Raw genomic sequence first — 14,631 nt, forward strand, 5'->3', positions numbered from 1 at the left:
ATTATACAAGGATACCCAGTGGGACATTTAGTTGAGAAGTATACTGATTCTTACTTTCTGCGAAAAAATGAGCAGGGCGAGACTCTTGCTTATGGTGTAGAGGGCATTGAATCGTTTATCAAGGGCGAGTTGCGCGAGCATGATCGAGAGATTTTGGATCATGTGAATTTTTTGGATGCAAACGTACTTGAATTTGGTTTTGGTCGTGGGGAAACTATCAAGTATGCTTGGGAGCAAGGTGTTCGTAGTTACACAGGCGTAGATTTTTCTCAATCGGCTTGCCGAATTGCACAAGAATTTCTCGAGAAATTCTCGATTTCTGGCCCGGAAATCGTATGTTCCGATGCGATTGATTTTGTTCGCGCTTATGCTAAAAAACAGCAAGAAGGACAGAATCAGGCCATTGATATCGTGATGATGCTTGATTTCGTCGAGCATGTCCCGCGCACTGAGCTGTCTGAGATTTTCACCTTGTTGAGACCGTGCCTGTCCAGCAAGGCGGTCATTATTGTGAATACGCCAGACTTCCTGGTAGACAACGATGTGTTGACTGAAGGTTTGAACGAGCAAGGCAAGGACTCTTCTGACTTTATCGAAGAGACGCAAGGGATGCATTGCAATCGTTACACGCTGCAAAGCCTCAGACAGTATTTCAAAGATCTTGGCTATCAGGCAGTTTCTCGAGGGCATTATTTTGTCGTCGCGGCAGAGGCTCCGAGCGAATGGACGGGCGAGCTTGCATATAGCGAATGCTGGAATGGAGCACGCAATCGTGGCTGCCTGCTGAAGCAAGAGTGGCCGCGTGAAAGTTTTGAAACTGTGCTCGAGCAATTGGAACAGCCAGAATTGCGGAGATTCACACAGGGCAATCTGAATGGAATTTCGCTTTACGCAACCGATAGCTATCTGGAATATTACGAGAATGGCAATTACGATAATTTCCTGACTAATTATATCGAGCAATACGATCTGAGAGGGAAAGTCGTTTTTGATCTGGGGTCTTTCGTTGGCGTGAACAGCATGCAATTTGCCCGGATGGTCGGTCCGAATGGCAAAGTTTGCGCTTTTGAGCCCAATCCTTTCAATCGTGATCGTCTGAGATTAAATGTCTCGGAAAACCCGGAAATCAGCGACCGCATCCGCGTGTTCCCGTTTGCAGTATCGGAAGTATCCGGAACAACGAGCTTCAAGCTCCACCGCGATGTGGATGCTGGAGTCAGCAGCGCTTCTTTCATGAACGGTGCGCATACAACCTTGCAAGAAGATACGCTGAACTCCTTGGGCTTTACCGAGGTTTCGGTGGAGGTGCGCACAATTGACGAGTTTGTCGAGCACACCGGCCTGGTTCCGCGTTGCATAAAAATCGATATCGAAGGCTCTGAACACCTGGCTCTGTTTGGAGCAATAAAAACTTTGGAAGCACATCGGCCCGTTGTTCTTCTGGAGCTGCATTCCATATTCTGCACGGTCTTGGTGTCTAATACCCTTTCTTCGCTTGGCTACGCGGTCGAACTGCTTCATGTCGAGCCGGACGGCAGATGCTTCGTTGGTGCAAACGCTGAAGCTAAGGCTGGCGCACAGGAGTCGGCAGGGGGTTCCGCTGCAGTATTGGAAACCATGCGTGTCGAAATCAGCCGCTCCAGGAAGGAAGTAGAGACTGTTTCGGTAATCAACAAAGCTCTTGCCACAAGCTTGAGTGCGATGAATGCTGAGAATGCCAGCCTCAAGAGCGATCTTGATATTTTGAGAAATGAAGCTGATGTCTTGAAGCATGAACATGCTGAATTGAAGATTCAGGCAGATTCTTTGAGATCTAGTCTTCTTCGTTATCAAATGAATCCCATTATCAGGTTTGCTCGTGGAGTTTATCGCAGGTTCAATTAAAGAATAAGCGAAATATAAGAAAGCAGGGGAATTGGTCAGTGAATTATTTAGGCATATTTCGGTATTTGCCGATCTTTGTGAATTTGGTACAGTCCGATTTTCGGAGACGTTATCTTGGGACTTACTTGGGAGCGCTTTGGGCATTTGCCGCGCCGCTTTCCACGATTGCGGTCCTTTTGTTCGTTTTCAATGTCGGATTTCGTTCTGGCCAAGTTTCTGGGGTGGAGTTTGATGTTTGGCTGATTTCTGGATTGATTGTTTGGTTTTATATCAGTGATGGAATTATCTCTGGCTCCAATGCAATCACGGAATACAGTTTTTTGGTCAAAAAGATGCAATTCATGACCGAGCTGCTGCCGATTGTTAAGGTCACATCCTCACTTTATGTTCATTTGATCAATTCGGCCCTGCTGATCGCTTTGTTATTATATAAAGGCCATCGTCCTGATATATATTGGTTACAGCTGCCATATTATTTTATTTCGCTCTATGTCTTTGTTTTGAGCGTAGCTATGGTTGCATCGGTCATTCAGGTGTTTATTAAAGACTTTCAAGGTGTAATCAGTATTTTGATGCAAATTGGCCTGTGGGGAACTCCGGTTCTTTGGGATGCTAAAATGCTCCCTGCCAAGTACCAATTTTTAGTTACGTTAAATCCTGTAAATTACCTTGTTCAGGGATATCGTGAAGTATTTCTTTTCAAGGGTTGGTTTTTTGAACACCCTGCAAAAGCCCTTTATTTCTGGGGGGTAACAGCTGCCATGTTGTTGCTAGGTATGCTGTTGTTCAAAAAAACCAAGCATGAATTTGCTGATGTATTGTGAATTTTCATATGAATAACGTAATCAGTGTCCGCGACCTAACTAAAGCATATCGGCTATATCATTCGAAATCAGATAGGGCGAGGGAGATTTTTCTTCCATTTGGTAAGCCTCGCCACAAGGTGCATCATGCGCTTCGCGAGATTAGCTTCCATGTGCAGGAAGGTGAGAGCGTAGGCATTATTGGGCGTAATGGCTCTGGAAAATCAACGTTATTGAAGATTCTCTCTGGAGTTTTGGCGCCAACAACGGGGGATGTGCAAGTTAAGGGTAAGATTGCATCCCTTTTGGAACTGGGTGCTGGTTTCAATCCGGAACTGACGGGTAGAGAAAATATCTACTTTAATGGCGCACTAATGGGGTGCTCTAGAGCGCAAATAGAGGAACGGATAGACGAAATTATCGCTTTTGCCGAAATTGGCGAATTTATCGATCAACCTGTCAAGGTGTACTCTAGCGGTATGTTTGTTCGATTGGCTTTTTCGGTATCCGTTCACGTCGATCCCGATATTCTCATTGTGGATGAGGCGCTGGCTGTTGGTGATGTACGTTTCCAAAAAAAATGCGTAGATTTTATGCGTAGGTTCAAGGAAAGCGGCAAAACCATCCTGTTTGTCAGTCATGATATTTTCACGGTTAAGTCGTTTTGCGATCGCCTCATTCTTATAAATAATGGCCTACTGGAGGCAATTGGTGATCCTGACGAGGTTGCCAATCGCTACTACCAGATTATGTTCCCGAAATCGGACAATGGGACAAGCAAGCAAATCCAGGCGGAAGGGACGTTGGATCTGCGGCATGTAGGTGCCGATGGTCGTTATTGGTTAGATGTAGATGTTCGCTCGGGTGAGAAACAATGGGGCGATGGCGCCGTATGGATACGTCAGCTTCGGGTTGGTGGCTTGCGAGAGCCGAATTTGTTCAATTGGGAAAATGAACTGGAATTTGAAGCCATTTTCCAATGGGACCCAGAGGCGATTACGCGAATTTGTCAAGAGCATGATGTGCCGCCTAAGCTACTTATTGGTTTCCGTTTTGAAAATAGCCAAGGCTGGGTGATTACCAATTTCACAAACTCCATGCTGGATGAAGATGCGATTGAAGTAAATCTTTTTTCCAAAACAGAATGCGTGATACGTTGCAAAATTTCTCCAATCAAGTTGGCCGCGGGACACTATTTCATCACGCCAGGAATCGCTATCGGTACCAAGGATAGTCTTTTCCCTGTGAAGGAATATACCAACTTGATCCATCTCTACTGTGACACCGATAAGAGTGTTATCGGGCAGATGGCTTTGGATTACCATATGACTGTTGTTGAAGCCGTATAATGTTGAATGGGCATGGCTGATTAGTACATTCCATATTTTTGATTAATTATTGATAGATAGCGAAAAGGAGGAGTGAGGTCACTTATTCAAATATTGAACCGCAATTGGCCCCATCCAGCTTTTATGCCGATGCCTGATGTGGCAAGATATGCGGTCGTTATTTTGCAAAGCACCTCTGTCTCCTGTTTGTTTTAAGAATATGTTGTATACAGTGAAATGATAATTGCATTGAGAATTGTCAGTCTATTGGACTGGCTTTTTTCATATATTGATATGATTTTCACATCGTGAAATTAATTTCACTGATTGAACCTATTCGAGGAGTTGCACGTGTATTCGGTTGATCATGTCCCGAGGAGTGCCGATGTGGCGAGTATTCCCAGTGCTATAGCTTCACCGCGCGGTAAAATTTTGCTCTTTAGCTATGCCTTTCCTCCGATGCAGGTGCAAATGACCCCCGCCGTATTTAAACCGATGGCGGCAATTGCACAACAGGGATATTCGGTAGATGTTTTATGTGCTGATTCTTTCTGTCCGGAACTACCGCTTGATAATAGTCTGCTGCCGCATTCTGAAGAGACATTCTCTAATATCACTCGCTTGAGTCCACCAAGAGATGCGATTAGCTGGCTGCAGAGGAAATCTAGAGTTTTTTCTCGAATGCCTGACTTAATGACAGTATTGCATCGCTCGGCCTATTCTCATCTGATGGATCTCGATCTGAGCGATTATGATGCGGTGATGACATGGTCTCCCTTCCATTCCATCAACCCCGTTATGGTTCGAGTGAAAAAGGCACGGAAGAACGTGCGGTGGATCGCTCAGTTCAGCGATCCATGGGCGGGCAATCCACTTGAAGTCAGTCGTCTGACAAAAATGTGGAACCGTCGGCATGAACCTGAAACAGTTGATGCTGCAGATTATATTGTACATAGCTCAGCCTATTCGTTAGATATCATGCTTAGCGGACATAGTCCGGAGCTGCGCAAAAAAACAGATGTGCTGCCGCATGTTTTCAATACCGATCTTTATCCGAAGCGCCCAAAAGCAAAGAATGAAAAAATAGTTTTGCGCTATGTTGGCGTACTCTATGGCCGTCGTACGCCTGAGCCAGTTTTCGCTGCATTAAATATGTTGTTTTCCCGGCGGAAGGATTTGCGCGAATTATTGGTAGTTGAATTGATTGGTCAGGTTTCTAAGGAGATGCTGGAGTCGGAATCCGCTTACGCCCTGCCTACTGGAATGGTTCGAAATATACCGAATGTTAGCTATTTGCAATCTTTAGAGTTAATGTATGATGCAGATATTTTGTTGTTGATTGAGGCGGATGTTCGACAGAATTTATTCCTGCCCAGTAAAATATCGGATTATATAGGCGCAAATACCCCGATAGTCGGACTGGTTCCTCCTGGGGCTTCTGAGGATGCCATGGTTGGCTTGGGAGGATGGCATTCGCCTCCTTCAGATGTGATAGCAATTTCTAATTCTATTGAAAATGCTGTTGATCACGTCATGAATAAGAACGATGCATCCTGGTTTGATAGCATATTCCGACAAAAATTTGATGGTGCGCACGTTGCTCAGCGCTTTATAGAAATTGCGGAACGTATAAAATTGTCATGAAAAAAATTCTGTTTGTAGCGATGCAGATGAGCACGCATACCGTACGTTGGATAAACCAAATTTCTGAAGCAGGATGGGATGTACATCTTTTTCCAGTGAACTATTTGCCTGTCCATCCTGAACTGCGTGGCGTTACCGTTCATCAACCATGGAAAGTGGTACACCCTAAGCGTTTCCTCAAGAATCTGATAAAAAATCCTAGCAGCATTTTCGGTCGCGGGACCAGCCAAGATGCAAAGCAGTGTCCTGTTAATTCTATTTTTCCCTTACCAGTATTGACACGCTGGCTGCCCTATTTGAATGGTTTTAAACGTGTTTCTCTAGGTGAGTCGGATGCGACTGCTCCATTGATGTATGGCCCTGTGGTCTTGGCGCGCTTAATTAAAAAACTAAAACCAGATCTTATCCATTCCTTGGAGTTTCAGCATTGTGGATATAATGTGTTGAAGGCTAAGGAGATTCATGGCCCAGGCTTCCCAAAGTGGTTGGCAACCAATTGGGGGAGTGATATTTACTACTACCGCCAATTCGAAGCGCATCGTAGCCAAATTTCAAGACTGCTGCGTAATCTGGATTACTATTCTTGCGAATGTGTTCGCGATGTGGAAATGGCGAAAGAGCTTGGATTGCAGGCTGAAGTTATGCCTGTTATGCCCAATACGGGTGGGCTCAATCTTGATTTGGTAAATAGCCTGCGTTCGATTCATCCTGTTGCGCAGCGTAAAATCCTAATGGTCAAAGGATACCAACACTTTGCAGGGAGAGCGTTGACTGCGCTGGATGCTTTGGAGCGCTGTGTTGTGGAACTGAAAGGTTATCAAGTGGTTGTCTTTTCTGCGTCGCCGGAAATATTCGGTCGGGTGGAAGAGCTGCGCGATTTTGTGGGTATTGATATTAAAGTTTTGCCTCATGCAAGCCACGATGTGGTGCTTCGCATGTTCAGCCGGGCCAGAGCATACCTAGGTGTCAGTGTTTCTGATGCGATTAGCACCTCCATGCTTGAGGCTATGGCAATGGGGGCTTTCCCAATCCAGACGAATACTTCGTGCTGTAGTGAGTGGATTACGTGTGGGAAAAGCGGCTTTGAGATTCCGGTCGATGATCCTGAGGCAATCGCCATCCGCTTGAAAAGAGTTCTGGCCGATGATGAACTGGTTGAGAGCGCTGCCGCAATCAACTGGGTAACGGTGCAGGAGCGTCTAGATCAAAAAGTACTCAAAGAAAAAGCCGCGGGATTCTACAGAACAATTTTTTCGAAAGAGGTGTAATTAGCGATGGCTGTTGCACCTTCTCGCAAACTTGTTATCCATGCCCCCAACGTTCATCAAGGCGGCGGCATGGTTTTGCTCAAAGCCTTACTCGCTTCGGGCAGTCTTTTGCTTGAGAGGGGCTTTTTTGACATAAGGGCCAAGCAGTTTTTTCAGACCATTTCGAGGGGGCAGTTTTACTACGTCAGGCCCTCTTTATTTTCGAGATTAATTACGGAAATTCGCTTGTGGTGGCTTGTTAAACCTGGCGATGTGGTGCTTTGTTTTCATGGGCTTCCTCCTATTCTTCCGCTAGCTGGCCGCGTTGTCGTATTTGTTCAAAACCGGATTTTAGTTGAGAGCGATAGTTTGGATGGTTATCCATTTAAAACCAAGATACGCCTTATCCTGGAAAGGTTTTGGCTGCGCGCGACAAGCTCACACGCGCAACGCTATATTGTTCAAACTTGTTCTATGGCGGCCTCTTTAAAGTCTAAGCTTGGGCGGGGGGTTGAAGTTTACATCACGCCATTTGCATCATTATGTAACAGCTCCTGTTCGGATACGGCTGAGCCTGTCAAGATTGAATTTGATTTTTCTTATGTGGCAAGCGGGGACCCACATAAGAATCACATCAGATTGATTGAGGCTTGGAAGTTATTGGCTGAGGCGGGAATAAAACCATCGCTTGCCTTGACTGTAGACCCGGTCCGTTACCCTTCTATCCATAGCTTTATTTCCCAAGCAATTGCTAGGTATTCGTTGAGAATTGTCAACTTTGGCGAGTTGCCACAGCCAAGCATAGTTAACTTATACCGAGCTTCTTCGGCGTTAATCTACCCTTCTACGATTGAATCATTTGGTTTGCCGCTATTGGAAGCTGCGCATTGTGGCTTGCCTATTCTGGCGGCTGAACTCGATTATGTACGAGATGTTGTAGAGCCTGTTGAGACATTTGATCCGTGTTCCCCCGTTTCTATTGCACGCGCTGTTCGTAGATTTATTGAAAGCCCAGAGCCGACGGCGGATATTTACTCTCCAGACGACTTTCTGGACGAGGTTTTCAGATGAAAGTGTTGATTTGGTCGCAGTATTTTTGGCCAGAAAATTTTCTTATTAATAAATTGGCAACCCAGCTTGCTGGTGATGATGTTGAGATAACTGTCGTTACCGGTAAACCAAATTATCCTGATGGAAATATTCTGCCTGGATATTCGATATTGGGAATACAACGAGAAGATTATTCTGGTATCGAGGTCATTCGTATTCCGCTGCTTCCCAGGGGCAGTGGTTCCGCGATAGGTTTAATACTGAACTACCTGTCGTTTATCTTTTCGGGATATCTTATGGCGCCGTTTGCGCTGCGTGGGCGCGAGTTTGATGCTGTGTTTGTATACGCGCCATCGCCGTTGTTGCAAGCCCTGCCCGCAGTATTTATTTCCTGGTTGAAGCGCGCAAAGTTGGCAGTTTGGGTGCAAGACCTTTGGCCTGAGTCTCTATGGACAACCGGGTTTGTTAGAAATCGTTTTTTGTTGAAACTGGTCGAATACGTGGTACGCTATATTTATCGCTACTCTGACTCTGTCCTGATTCAATCACATGCATTCAGAGATCCGGTTGCGCGGCTTGTGAGCGATAAAAGCAAGATTCGCTATTTTCCCAATTTCTGTGAAGATTTGAAGAAATCTTTTTTTGATTCGGAAAGCCCGGGAAGCATAGCGGCAGAAATGCATCGGCACTTTTCGGTGGTTTTTGCTGGTAATATCGGAACTGTGCAGTCTTGCGAGACTATCATTGCCGCAGCGAAATTACTGAAAGAGAATTCGGCTATTAAATTTTACCTTGTAGGTAGTGGTAGCCGCTCTGCCTTTATTCAGTCAGAGGTGGAGAGTGAGCAGCTTGATAATGTAATTTTAACTGGTCGTTTATCACAAGAAAATATGCCGCCGATTTTTTCTGCGGCATCTATTTTACTTGTTACCCTTAAAGATGACTCTGCGCTTTCAACAACAATACCAAGTAAGCTGCAGAGCTACCTATCCGCTGGAAAGCCTATAGTCGCTAGCTTAAATGGCGAACCTGCTAGAATAGTAGAGGAGGCTGGTGCCGGGATTGTTTGTCCAGCAGAGAGCCCCGAGTTATTGGCTCAAGCAGTACTCAAATTCTATCAAATGCCTGTGGATGAGCGCGAGCGATTTGGCACTAATGCGCGGATATATTTCAAAAAACACTTTGATCAGGAAACGCGCGTCAAAGAGCTTGAGGAGCATTTTAGAGAGTTGATGTGCGGTTGACGTATTGAGAGCCGCTAACAAAAATTGTAGAAGTTCAGACTTGATCTGACAGTCTCCGTTTTGACGGCGCCTGATTGTCAGATCAAGTCAGCTTGTCGACCTTTCCCTCCATTCCGATTTGCCTTCGATGAAGGTCTGCAACGGCGTGCGGCCGGAGCACATCTTTCCCTGGTGGGTTCGTTCTTTATTGTAGTAGAACAGCCAGGCATCCAGATCCGCCTGCAGCTCATCGAGCGCCAGATAAAGCTTCTTGCGAAACGCCACTTGGTAGAACTCCTGCAGGATTGTTTTGTGGAAGCGCCCGCAGATACCGTTTGTCTGCGGATGCCGTGCCTTGGCGACGTCCCCCCGGTATTGAGTAGCACGTGACTTTAGAGTCCAATCCATCACGACACGGAGATTGGACATGAAGAAACGATTCACCGGAGAACAGATCATCGGCTTCCTGCGCGAAGCGGACGCGGGAATGCCTATTGCCGAGCTGTGCCGTAAGCACGCCTTCTCGGAAGCCAGCTATTACCTCTGGCGCAGCAAGTTTGGCGGGATGAAGGTCTCGGAGGCCAAGCGTCTCAAGGAGCTGGAGACCGAGAATGCGCGCCTAAAGAAACTCCTGGCCGAGACCATGCTCGAGAACGAGATTGCCAAAGAGGCCTTGCGAAAAAAGTGGTGAGCGCACCGTCACGGCGGGAGTTGGTGCGCCATCTCGTGGACAAAGGGCTCAGTGAGCGTCGATCGCTGCGTCTGGCCGGCATGAGTCCCAGTTCATTCCGCTACCAGCCCGCCACTAACCGCAATGCCGCCTTGAAAGCGAAGATCATCGTGCTGGCACATCGACACCGGCGCTACGGCGCCGGCATGATCTATTTGAAGCTGCGGCAGAGCGGCATGGTGGTCAATCACAAGCGCGTGGATCGGCTCTATGCCGAGGCGGGTCTGCAAATTCGCAAGCGGAAGCGCAAGAAGATCCCGGTGGCGGATCGTCACCCGTTGGCACGCCCGCTGGCTGCCAATCAGGTCTGGTCGATGGATTTCGTGTTCGACCGGACGGCAGAGGGGCGTGCCATCAAGAATCTGACCGTGGTCGATGATGCCACGCATGAGGCAGTGACCATTGTTCCGGAGCGCGCGATGAGCGGTATGCATCTCACACGCATCCTCGACCAACTGGCGCAGACGCGCGGCTTGCCCAAAGCGGTCAGGACCGATAATGGTAAAGAATTTTGCAGCCGTGCCATGTTGACCTGGGCGCATGCCCGTGGGGTTCAGCTGTTTCTCATCGAGCCGGGGAAGCCCAATCAGAACGCTTATATCGAATCGTTTAACGGGCGCTTCCGCGATGAGTGCTTGAACGAGCACTGGTTCACCAGTTTGCGGCATGCGCAGGTCGTCATCGAAGCTTGGCGGCGGGAATACAACGACGAAAGGCCCAAGAAATCCCTTGGTGGTTTGACGCCGGCAGCTTACGCCAAATCATTCGCTGAAACATCAGGTAAATTAGCCCCGGACTCTAAAGCCCTCTGCTACTGAAAACTGGGGGACGTCGCCACCTTCCGGCAAGGCCTGACTGTCAGATCAAGTCTGAACTTCTACACAAAAATCCTGGTGCTGCGTTGCGCCGACTTTTTGTACTGCTTGTATTGTCTGCATCGGCGCACCTTGCCTCAGGCATGGAACGGAATTTTGTTAGCCGCTCTGAGTCAGTCTCTGCTGCAGCATTTCAATCTGGTGGTGAGTCAACTTAACTTATCGAGTATTTTTGATTTCTATAATCCCCCTTGCATTTTTCGCAGGGGGGGCTTTTTATGTACCTACTCTTGAAATTTGCTTGTCTTTGATAATGATATTTTCATATATATTTTTTCTCCGTTTTCTTCGTAATAAGCAAAGCCCTTGCTCCCAAAGGTTCTAGCTTTTAGCTTATTGATCAAGTCTTTGGCTAGATACACTTTGTCTAATTCTACAAGATCCAATCCTTCAACTTCTTTCTTTGAATGATAAACAGCTTGGGACTCATCTTGCAGCATAGGTGTGATTCTGCCTTGCTTGATGTCTGGCCATTTTTCCTTAAATAATTTGACAATTTCGAATTGCAGCTTATCATATATGTCTTTGGCAGTATCAAGTGCTTGAATTGGCACTTCTTTCTGTGCCCAAATCGCTCCGGTATCGGCGCCATCTTCTATTTTATGCAAGGTGACGCCCGTCTTGCTGCCATCGATCAAGCTGTGGACATGAGGAAACCATCCACGATTGATCGGCAGCAGCGCAGGATGGAAATTGACGGTTATGGGAGATGCACTAAACACCTCCTTGTCTAGCAACCATGGCCAATAAACGGTCACAATGGCATCGAAATCCTGACTTCTAAACCATTGGACATGCTCCGGATCTGTCAGGATATCTCGGCCTGTAAATGTCCGGTCTTGGGGTATGTTCAATGCGTGTACAATTTTCTGGTCATTTTCTTTTTGTTCACCACTAAGGTACAAGGCGCTGATTGTGTCTGTTGTCACGCAATTTGCAAAGTATTGTGCTATGTGGAGGCCGGGTGCGTGATTTGCAAATAGAGCAATCTTGAAATTTTTTTTCATGATTCAACCTCATGGTTAGTGGTGATGAATAAGAACAACGATAATTGAACGAAATTTATCCGTGTGATTGCACTGTAACCCTAGTTTTATATCAATTGAATCTTTGCTTTTTGGTGCGATCTGGATGCGATAGTATGGTTTGGCTCATTTATTTCTTTTTGATATATCCTGCTGAGCAGGAGTAGAATCGCGAAGCTGGGGAAAGAAAAGATGAATGGAGTAAAAATACCTTGTAATAATCCCAGTGTCAGGAAAATATCCACCCCCAGCGCGGGGATGGCAATGAGAAAGAGAGACAAGCCAAATAGCCCATATTGTGAAAGGATATTCAAGTAATCGCTTTCGGACGTCCGCATTGTGCCAAACAATGCACTGCCGAGTGAGGCGTTGAATGAGCCCCATATCATCTGGATGTTGTCCAGGCGGTCGCTGAAGGTGCTGATGGTTTCCGCGTTGCTGTTGAATAGATTGATGAATTGTTCAATCTTGAATGAGATGAAATCGCTGATGGAATTGGCGGCTATCGCTGCTGGCAGCACCAGCAGCAAGAGCCGCGGTGACAATGCGATCATGCAAATCAGGTAGGCGATCAGTGCGCTTAGCGAACCTGTCAGTAGTACGAGGATCGAGCAGATCATGAAGTGTAGAAAATCAGCGATTTTTCGGTTTTTACGCAGTTGCATGAAGTGATACAGTGCAAAGCCAGATAAGATGATGCCGGCGTTATTCGGTCCACCGTAGGTTGCTACAATTCGCAACGTTCCATCGTAGGAATGAGGTGAGACGACAACCCCAATAATTTCAAGTAGAGCCGTGAGATAGCCGATGCAACTGACTATGCCGATGTGGTGTTTCCAGTTGACGGCGCGAATGTCAATTTTCAGGCAGATCGCGATACAGGCGATGAAGGTAACGGCATTGGTGATGGTGACGATATCCGGAGTCGAGAATATGCAGTAAATCGAGAAAATCAGCGGGGAGATGAATTTCTTGTCGAGGGTGAGCCGTGCCAGCAACAACTGAATCAGCAGCGCTAGCAGGCTGATGCGCAATAGCTTGAACCATATCGGGGTATTTTCTTCGACCGCGCCATAGCTGCCCCATTGCATGATGGTTGCCGGGTACCAGTACAGGCAGACGAAGTAGAAATAGAAGGTCGCAGTTTTTCTCATGGTGCGAGTTCCTGATCTGGGCCGCTGTGCGGCATTACAGTTTAAAGCCGGCGTGCTGTTCGATGGCGAATTGCAAACGTCTGCCCAGCGCGAAGCCGATGCGGGCATAGGAACCGAAGATCAGAATGTAGCTAGTCAGCAGCCATGGCATGGCCTTGTGGGTTAGTTTGAGCTTTCTGAGCTCATGGAAAAGATCCAGCGTGGCGATCCGGCCTTGCGTCGGCATCATTTCGAAGATGTGGTAGGCCTGTCGGCTGGCGAGCTCATTGCGAATGTAAGGATAAATGTTCGATCCGTTAACCTTGTCGATGTCCGCTGCGATGACCAGCAAGCCCTGCCACATTTTGGCGCGGCCCTTGGGTCTGTACGACCCAGGAATATGGGTGTCCTTTTCACTGTCCGCGGCACCGAACAGTGGCGGATTGCCAGCGCGGCCTCCGACGATGGCGGAGGCGATATAGCCTATGCCATCGTTCAGATAGGCGATGCAGGCAAGATAGAATTGATAGTACAGGTAGCCGTCGTATTTCTCGGTTGCCAAACCCGATGCCCACTGGCGATTGATCACCAGACCGCCGACGAAGCCGCATAGCCGGAAAACGATGTTCGGGTCGGAGTTGTTGGGTTTGATGACGCTGTCGACGGTGCGTATCCAGGTGGTGTTGATGATGTTTTGAGGCTGCTCGGAGAAGCGACTGAAGGTGCGTGAAATGAAATTCACTTGCGGATGGTGCTGCACAAACGTGCGTATTTTAGGGATGGCCTCTTGGAACAGGACATCATCGTCGCCAAGGATCAGCACGTAGTCTGAGGTGGACGATGCGATGATTTTGCGGATATTGCCGTCATAGCCGAGATTGTCTTCATTTTCGATGTAGTTCAGCGCGCAGATGCTGGCGGCGAACCGCGGACGCATGGTTTCGATCATGGTGCGGATCTCCACGCGCCTCGGCGACTTGTCTTCGCAGATCAGCAACTCATCGGGAAGGACATCGGCGTTAAGGACCGAATCGATCAACTGCTTCAGTTCATCGGGGCGCGAATAGGCTGGTACTGCGACGGTTATTGTATTCATTGTGCTTACCTGAAATAGTGTATGACTTTGGCCGGGTTGCCGGCGATCAGCGCCGGCTCGTCTGTTTGCAATCTGACGACCGCATTGGCCGCGATGACGGAGCCGGAATGGATACGGCAGCCGGCCAGGATGACTGCGCCGTCGCAGATCCAGCAATTGGCGCCGATGTCGATCGCTGCGATATTGGCAAGCGCACGCTGTCCTGGAGGTACTTGCAACGATGCGGGATCCGGCCTGCCTGCGCCATGTGAGTGGTCGCCGATGTAGATGCGGCTGCCCAGCAGGCAATTCTCGCCGATGACGATGCGGGTAGCCGCGCTGATATGGACGGCGTCGGACAAGCTGGTTCCGGAGCGCAGTTCCAGTAGGGGCGTGAACTGCTGGCTGCCGTAACGGTCGACGGCTTCCAGCCAACAGAAGTCGCCGATAGATACTTTATTACCAAGGTGGATGTTCTCCACACCGTACACCTTGTTCATCCGGCCCATCCGGAAAAAACGCAATCCGGTCAGGAAGTGAAACCAGTAGGGCCGCAGCCTGGGAAGGGCGCGCCTGAGGAAACGGGACAAGGGCAGATAGATTCGCTTCATGTC

The 14,631-nt window shown here is 47.8% G+C and carries 12 protein-coding genes and 1 pseudogene; 8 read left to right on the forward strand and 5 right to left on the reverse strand.

Translation table 11 applies throughout. The features are described 5' to 3' along the window. Positions 1-18 precede the first annotated feature (18 nt). The 7 genes from BI347_RS22630 (at position 19) to BI347_RS22645 (ending at position 9,200) form a co-directional block, all read left to right on the forward strand. Positions 19-1,884 carry an FkbM family methyltransferase gene (locus tag BI347_RS22630; RefSeq protein ID WP_083338793.1) on the forward strand — a complete coding sequence of 622 codons (1,866 nt, stop codon included), beginning with the start codon at positions 19-21 and terminating at the stop codon, positions 1,882-1,884. A 38-nt stretch (positions 1,885-1,922) separates the two neighbouring features. Next, positions 1,923-2,708 (forward strand): ABC transporter permease, encoded by a 786-nt coding sequence (locus BI347_RS10040; protein WP_071115809.1) that lies wholly within the window; start codon positions 1,923-1,925, stop codon positions 2,706-2,708. Positions 2,709-2,716: 8 nt separating this feature from the next. Further along, positions 2,717-4,036 (forward strand): ABC transporter ATP-binding protein, encoded by a 1,320-nt coding sequence (locus tag BI347_RS10045; protein WP_083338795.1) that lies wholly within the window; start codon positions 2,717-2,719, stop codon positions 4,034-4,036. Between the two features lie 366 nt (positions 4,037-4,402). Then, positions 4,403-5,659, forward strand: coding sequence for a glycosyltransferase family 4 protein (locus tag BI347_RS23525; protein ID WP_139167200.1), 1,257 nt, complete (start codon positions 4,403-4,405; stop codon positions 5,657-5,659). Further along, a complete protein-coding gene (locus BI347_RS22635) occupies positions 5,656-6,927 on the forward strand; it encodes a glycosyltransferase (RefSeq protein ID WP_083338796.1) in 1,272 nt (423 codons plus the stop codon). Before BI347_RS23525 ends, BI347_RS22635 begins: the two co-directional genes overlap by 4 nt. Before the next feature lie 6 nt (positions 6,928-6,933). Then, positions 6,934-7,977 carry a glycosyltransferase gene (locus BI347_RS22640; protein ID WP_083338797.1) on the forward strand — a complete coding sequence of 348 codons (1,044 nt, stop codon included), beginning with the start codon at positions 6,934-6,936 and terminating at the stop codon, positions 7,975-7,977. Continuing rightward, positions 7,974-9,200, forward strand: a complete 1,227-nt coding sequence (locus BI347_RS22645; RefSeq protein ID WP_083338798.1) for a glycosyltransferase family 4 protein — start codon at positions 7,974-7,976, stop codon at positions 9,198-9,200. The genes BI347_RS22640 and BI347_RS22645 overlap by 4 nt, the downstream gene beginning before the upstream one ends. A gap of 87 nt (positions 9,201-9,287) precedes the next feature. On the opposite strand, the pseudogene BI347_RS10055 reads toward BI347_RS22645, so the two are convergent. Continuing rightward, a pseudogene (locus BI347_RS10055) lies at positions 9,288-9,536 on the reverse strand (integrase core domain-containing protein); the annotation flags it as partial. 70 nt (positions 9,537-9,606) lie between these two features. On the opposite strand from BI347_RS10055, the gene BI347_RS10065 reads away from it, so the two are divergent. Continuing rightward, positions 9,607-10,727, forward strand: a protein-coding gene (locus BI347_RS10065) for an IS3 family transposase (protein WP_101686124.1) whose coding sequence is annotated in 2 segments (ribosomal slippage) — positions 9,607-9,865 and positions 9,865-10,727 — 1,122 coding nt in all. Because the reading frame shifts where the segments join, the coding sequence is not laid out codon by codon here. Positions 10,728-11,008: 281 nt separating this feature from the next. Here the strand turns inward: BI347_RS10065 and BI347_RS10070 are convergent. From BI347_RS10070 to BI347_RS10085, 4 genes are all read right to left on the reverse strand, one after another. Beyond that, entirely contained in the window at positions 11,009-11,791 is a 783-nt protein-coding gene (locus tag BI347_RS10070; protein ID WP_071112269.1) for a formyltransferase family protein, read from the reverse strand. A gap of 86 nt (positions 11,792-11,877) precedes the next feature. Continuing rightward, positions 11,878-12,963: a hypothetical protein gene (locus tag BI347_RS10075; RefSeq protein ID WP_071115811.1), complete on the reverse strand. Its 1,086-nt coding sequence runs from the start codon at positions 12,961-12,963 to the stop codon at positions 11,878-11,880. 34 nt (positions 12,964-12,997) lie between these two features. Beyond that, positions 12,998-14,038: a glycosyltransferase family 2 protein gene (locus tag BI347_RS10080; protein ID WP_071112267.1), complete on the reverse strand. Its 1,041-nt coding sequence runs from the start codon at positions 14,036-14,038 to the stop codon at positions 12,998-13,000. A 5-nt stretch (positions 14,039-14,043) separates the two neighbouring features. Then, positions 14,044-14,628, reverse strand: coding sequence for an acyltransferase (locus BI347_RS10085; protein WP_083338801.1), 585 nt, complete (start codon positions 14,626-14,628; stop codon positions 14,044-14,046). Positions 14,629-14,631: the final 3 nt, after the last annotated feature.

The organism is Chromobacterium sphagni (assembly GCF_001855575.1).
Taxonomy (GTDB): domain Bacteria; phylum Pseudomonadota; class Gammaproteobacteria; order Burkholderiales; family Chromobacteriaceae; genus Chromobacterium; species Chromobacterium sphagni.

What these genes read in the sequence shown, in the direction of transcription:
- BI347_RS10075 (WP_071115811.1), bottom strand. Translation starts at nt 12,963, where the DNA reads ATGAGAAAAACTGCGACCTTCTATTTCTACTTCGTCTGCCTGTACTGG.
- BI347_RS22640 (WP_083338797.1), top strand. Translation starts at nt 6,934, where the DNA reads ATGGCTGTTGCACCTTCTCGCAAACTTGTTATCCATGCCCCCAACGTT.
- BI347_RS10045 (WP_083338795.1), top strand. Translation starts at nt 2,717, where the DNA reads ATGAATAACGTAATCAGTGTCCGCGACCTAACTAAAGCATATCGGCTA.
- BI347_RS22635 (WP_083338796.1), top strand. Translation starts at nt 5,656, where the DNA reads ATGAAAAAAATTCTGTTTGTAGCGATGCAGATGAGCACGCATACCGTA.
- BI347_RS22645 (WP_083338798.1), top strand. Translation starts at nt 7,974, where the DNA reads ATGAAAGTGTTGATTTGGTCGCAGTATTTTTGGCCAGAAAATTTTCTT.
- BI347_RS10085 (WP_083338801.1), bottom strand. Translation starts at nt 14,628, where the DNA reads ATGAAGCGAATCTATCTGCCCTTGTCCCGTTTCCTCAGGCGCGCCCTT.
- BI347_RS10080 (WP_071112267.1), bottom strand. Translation starts at nt 14,038, where the DNA reads ATGAATACAATAACCGTCGCAGTACCAGCCTATTCGCGCCCCGATGAA.
- BI347_RS10070 (WP_071112269.1), bottom strand. Translation starts at nt 11,791, where the DNA reads ATGAAAAAAAATTTCAAGATTGCTCTATTTGCAAATCACGCACCCGGC.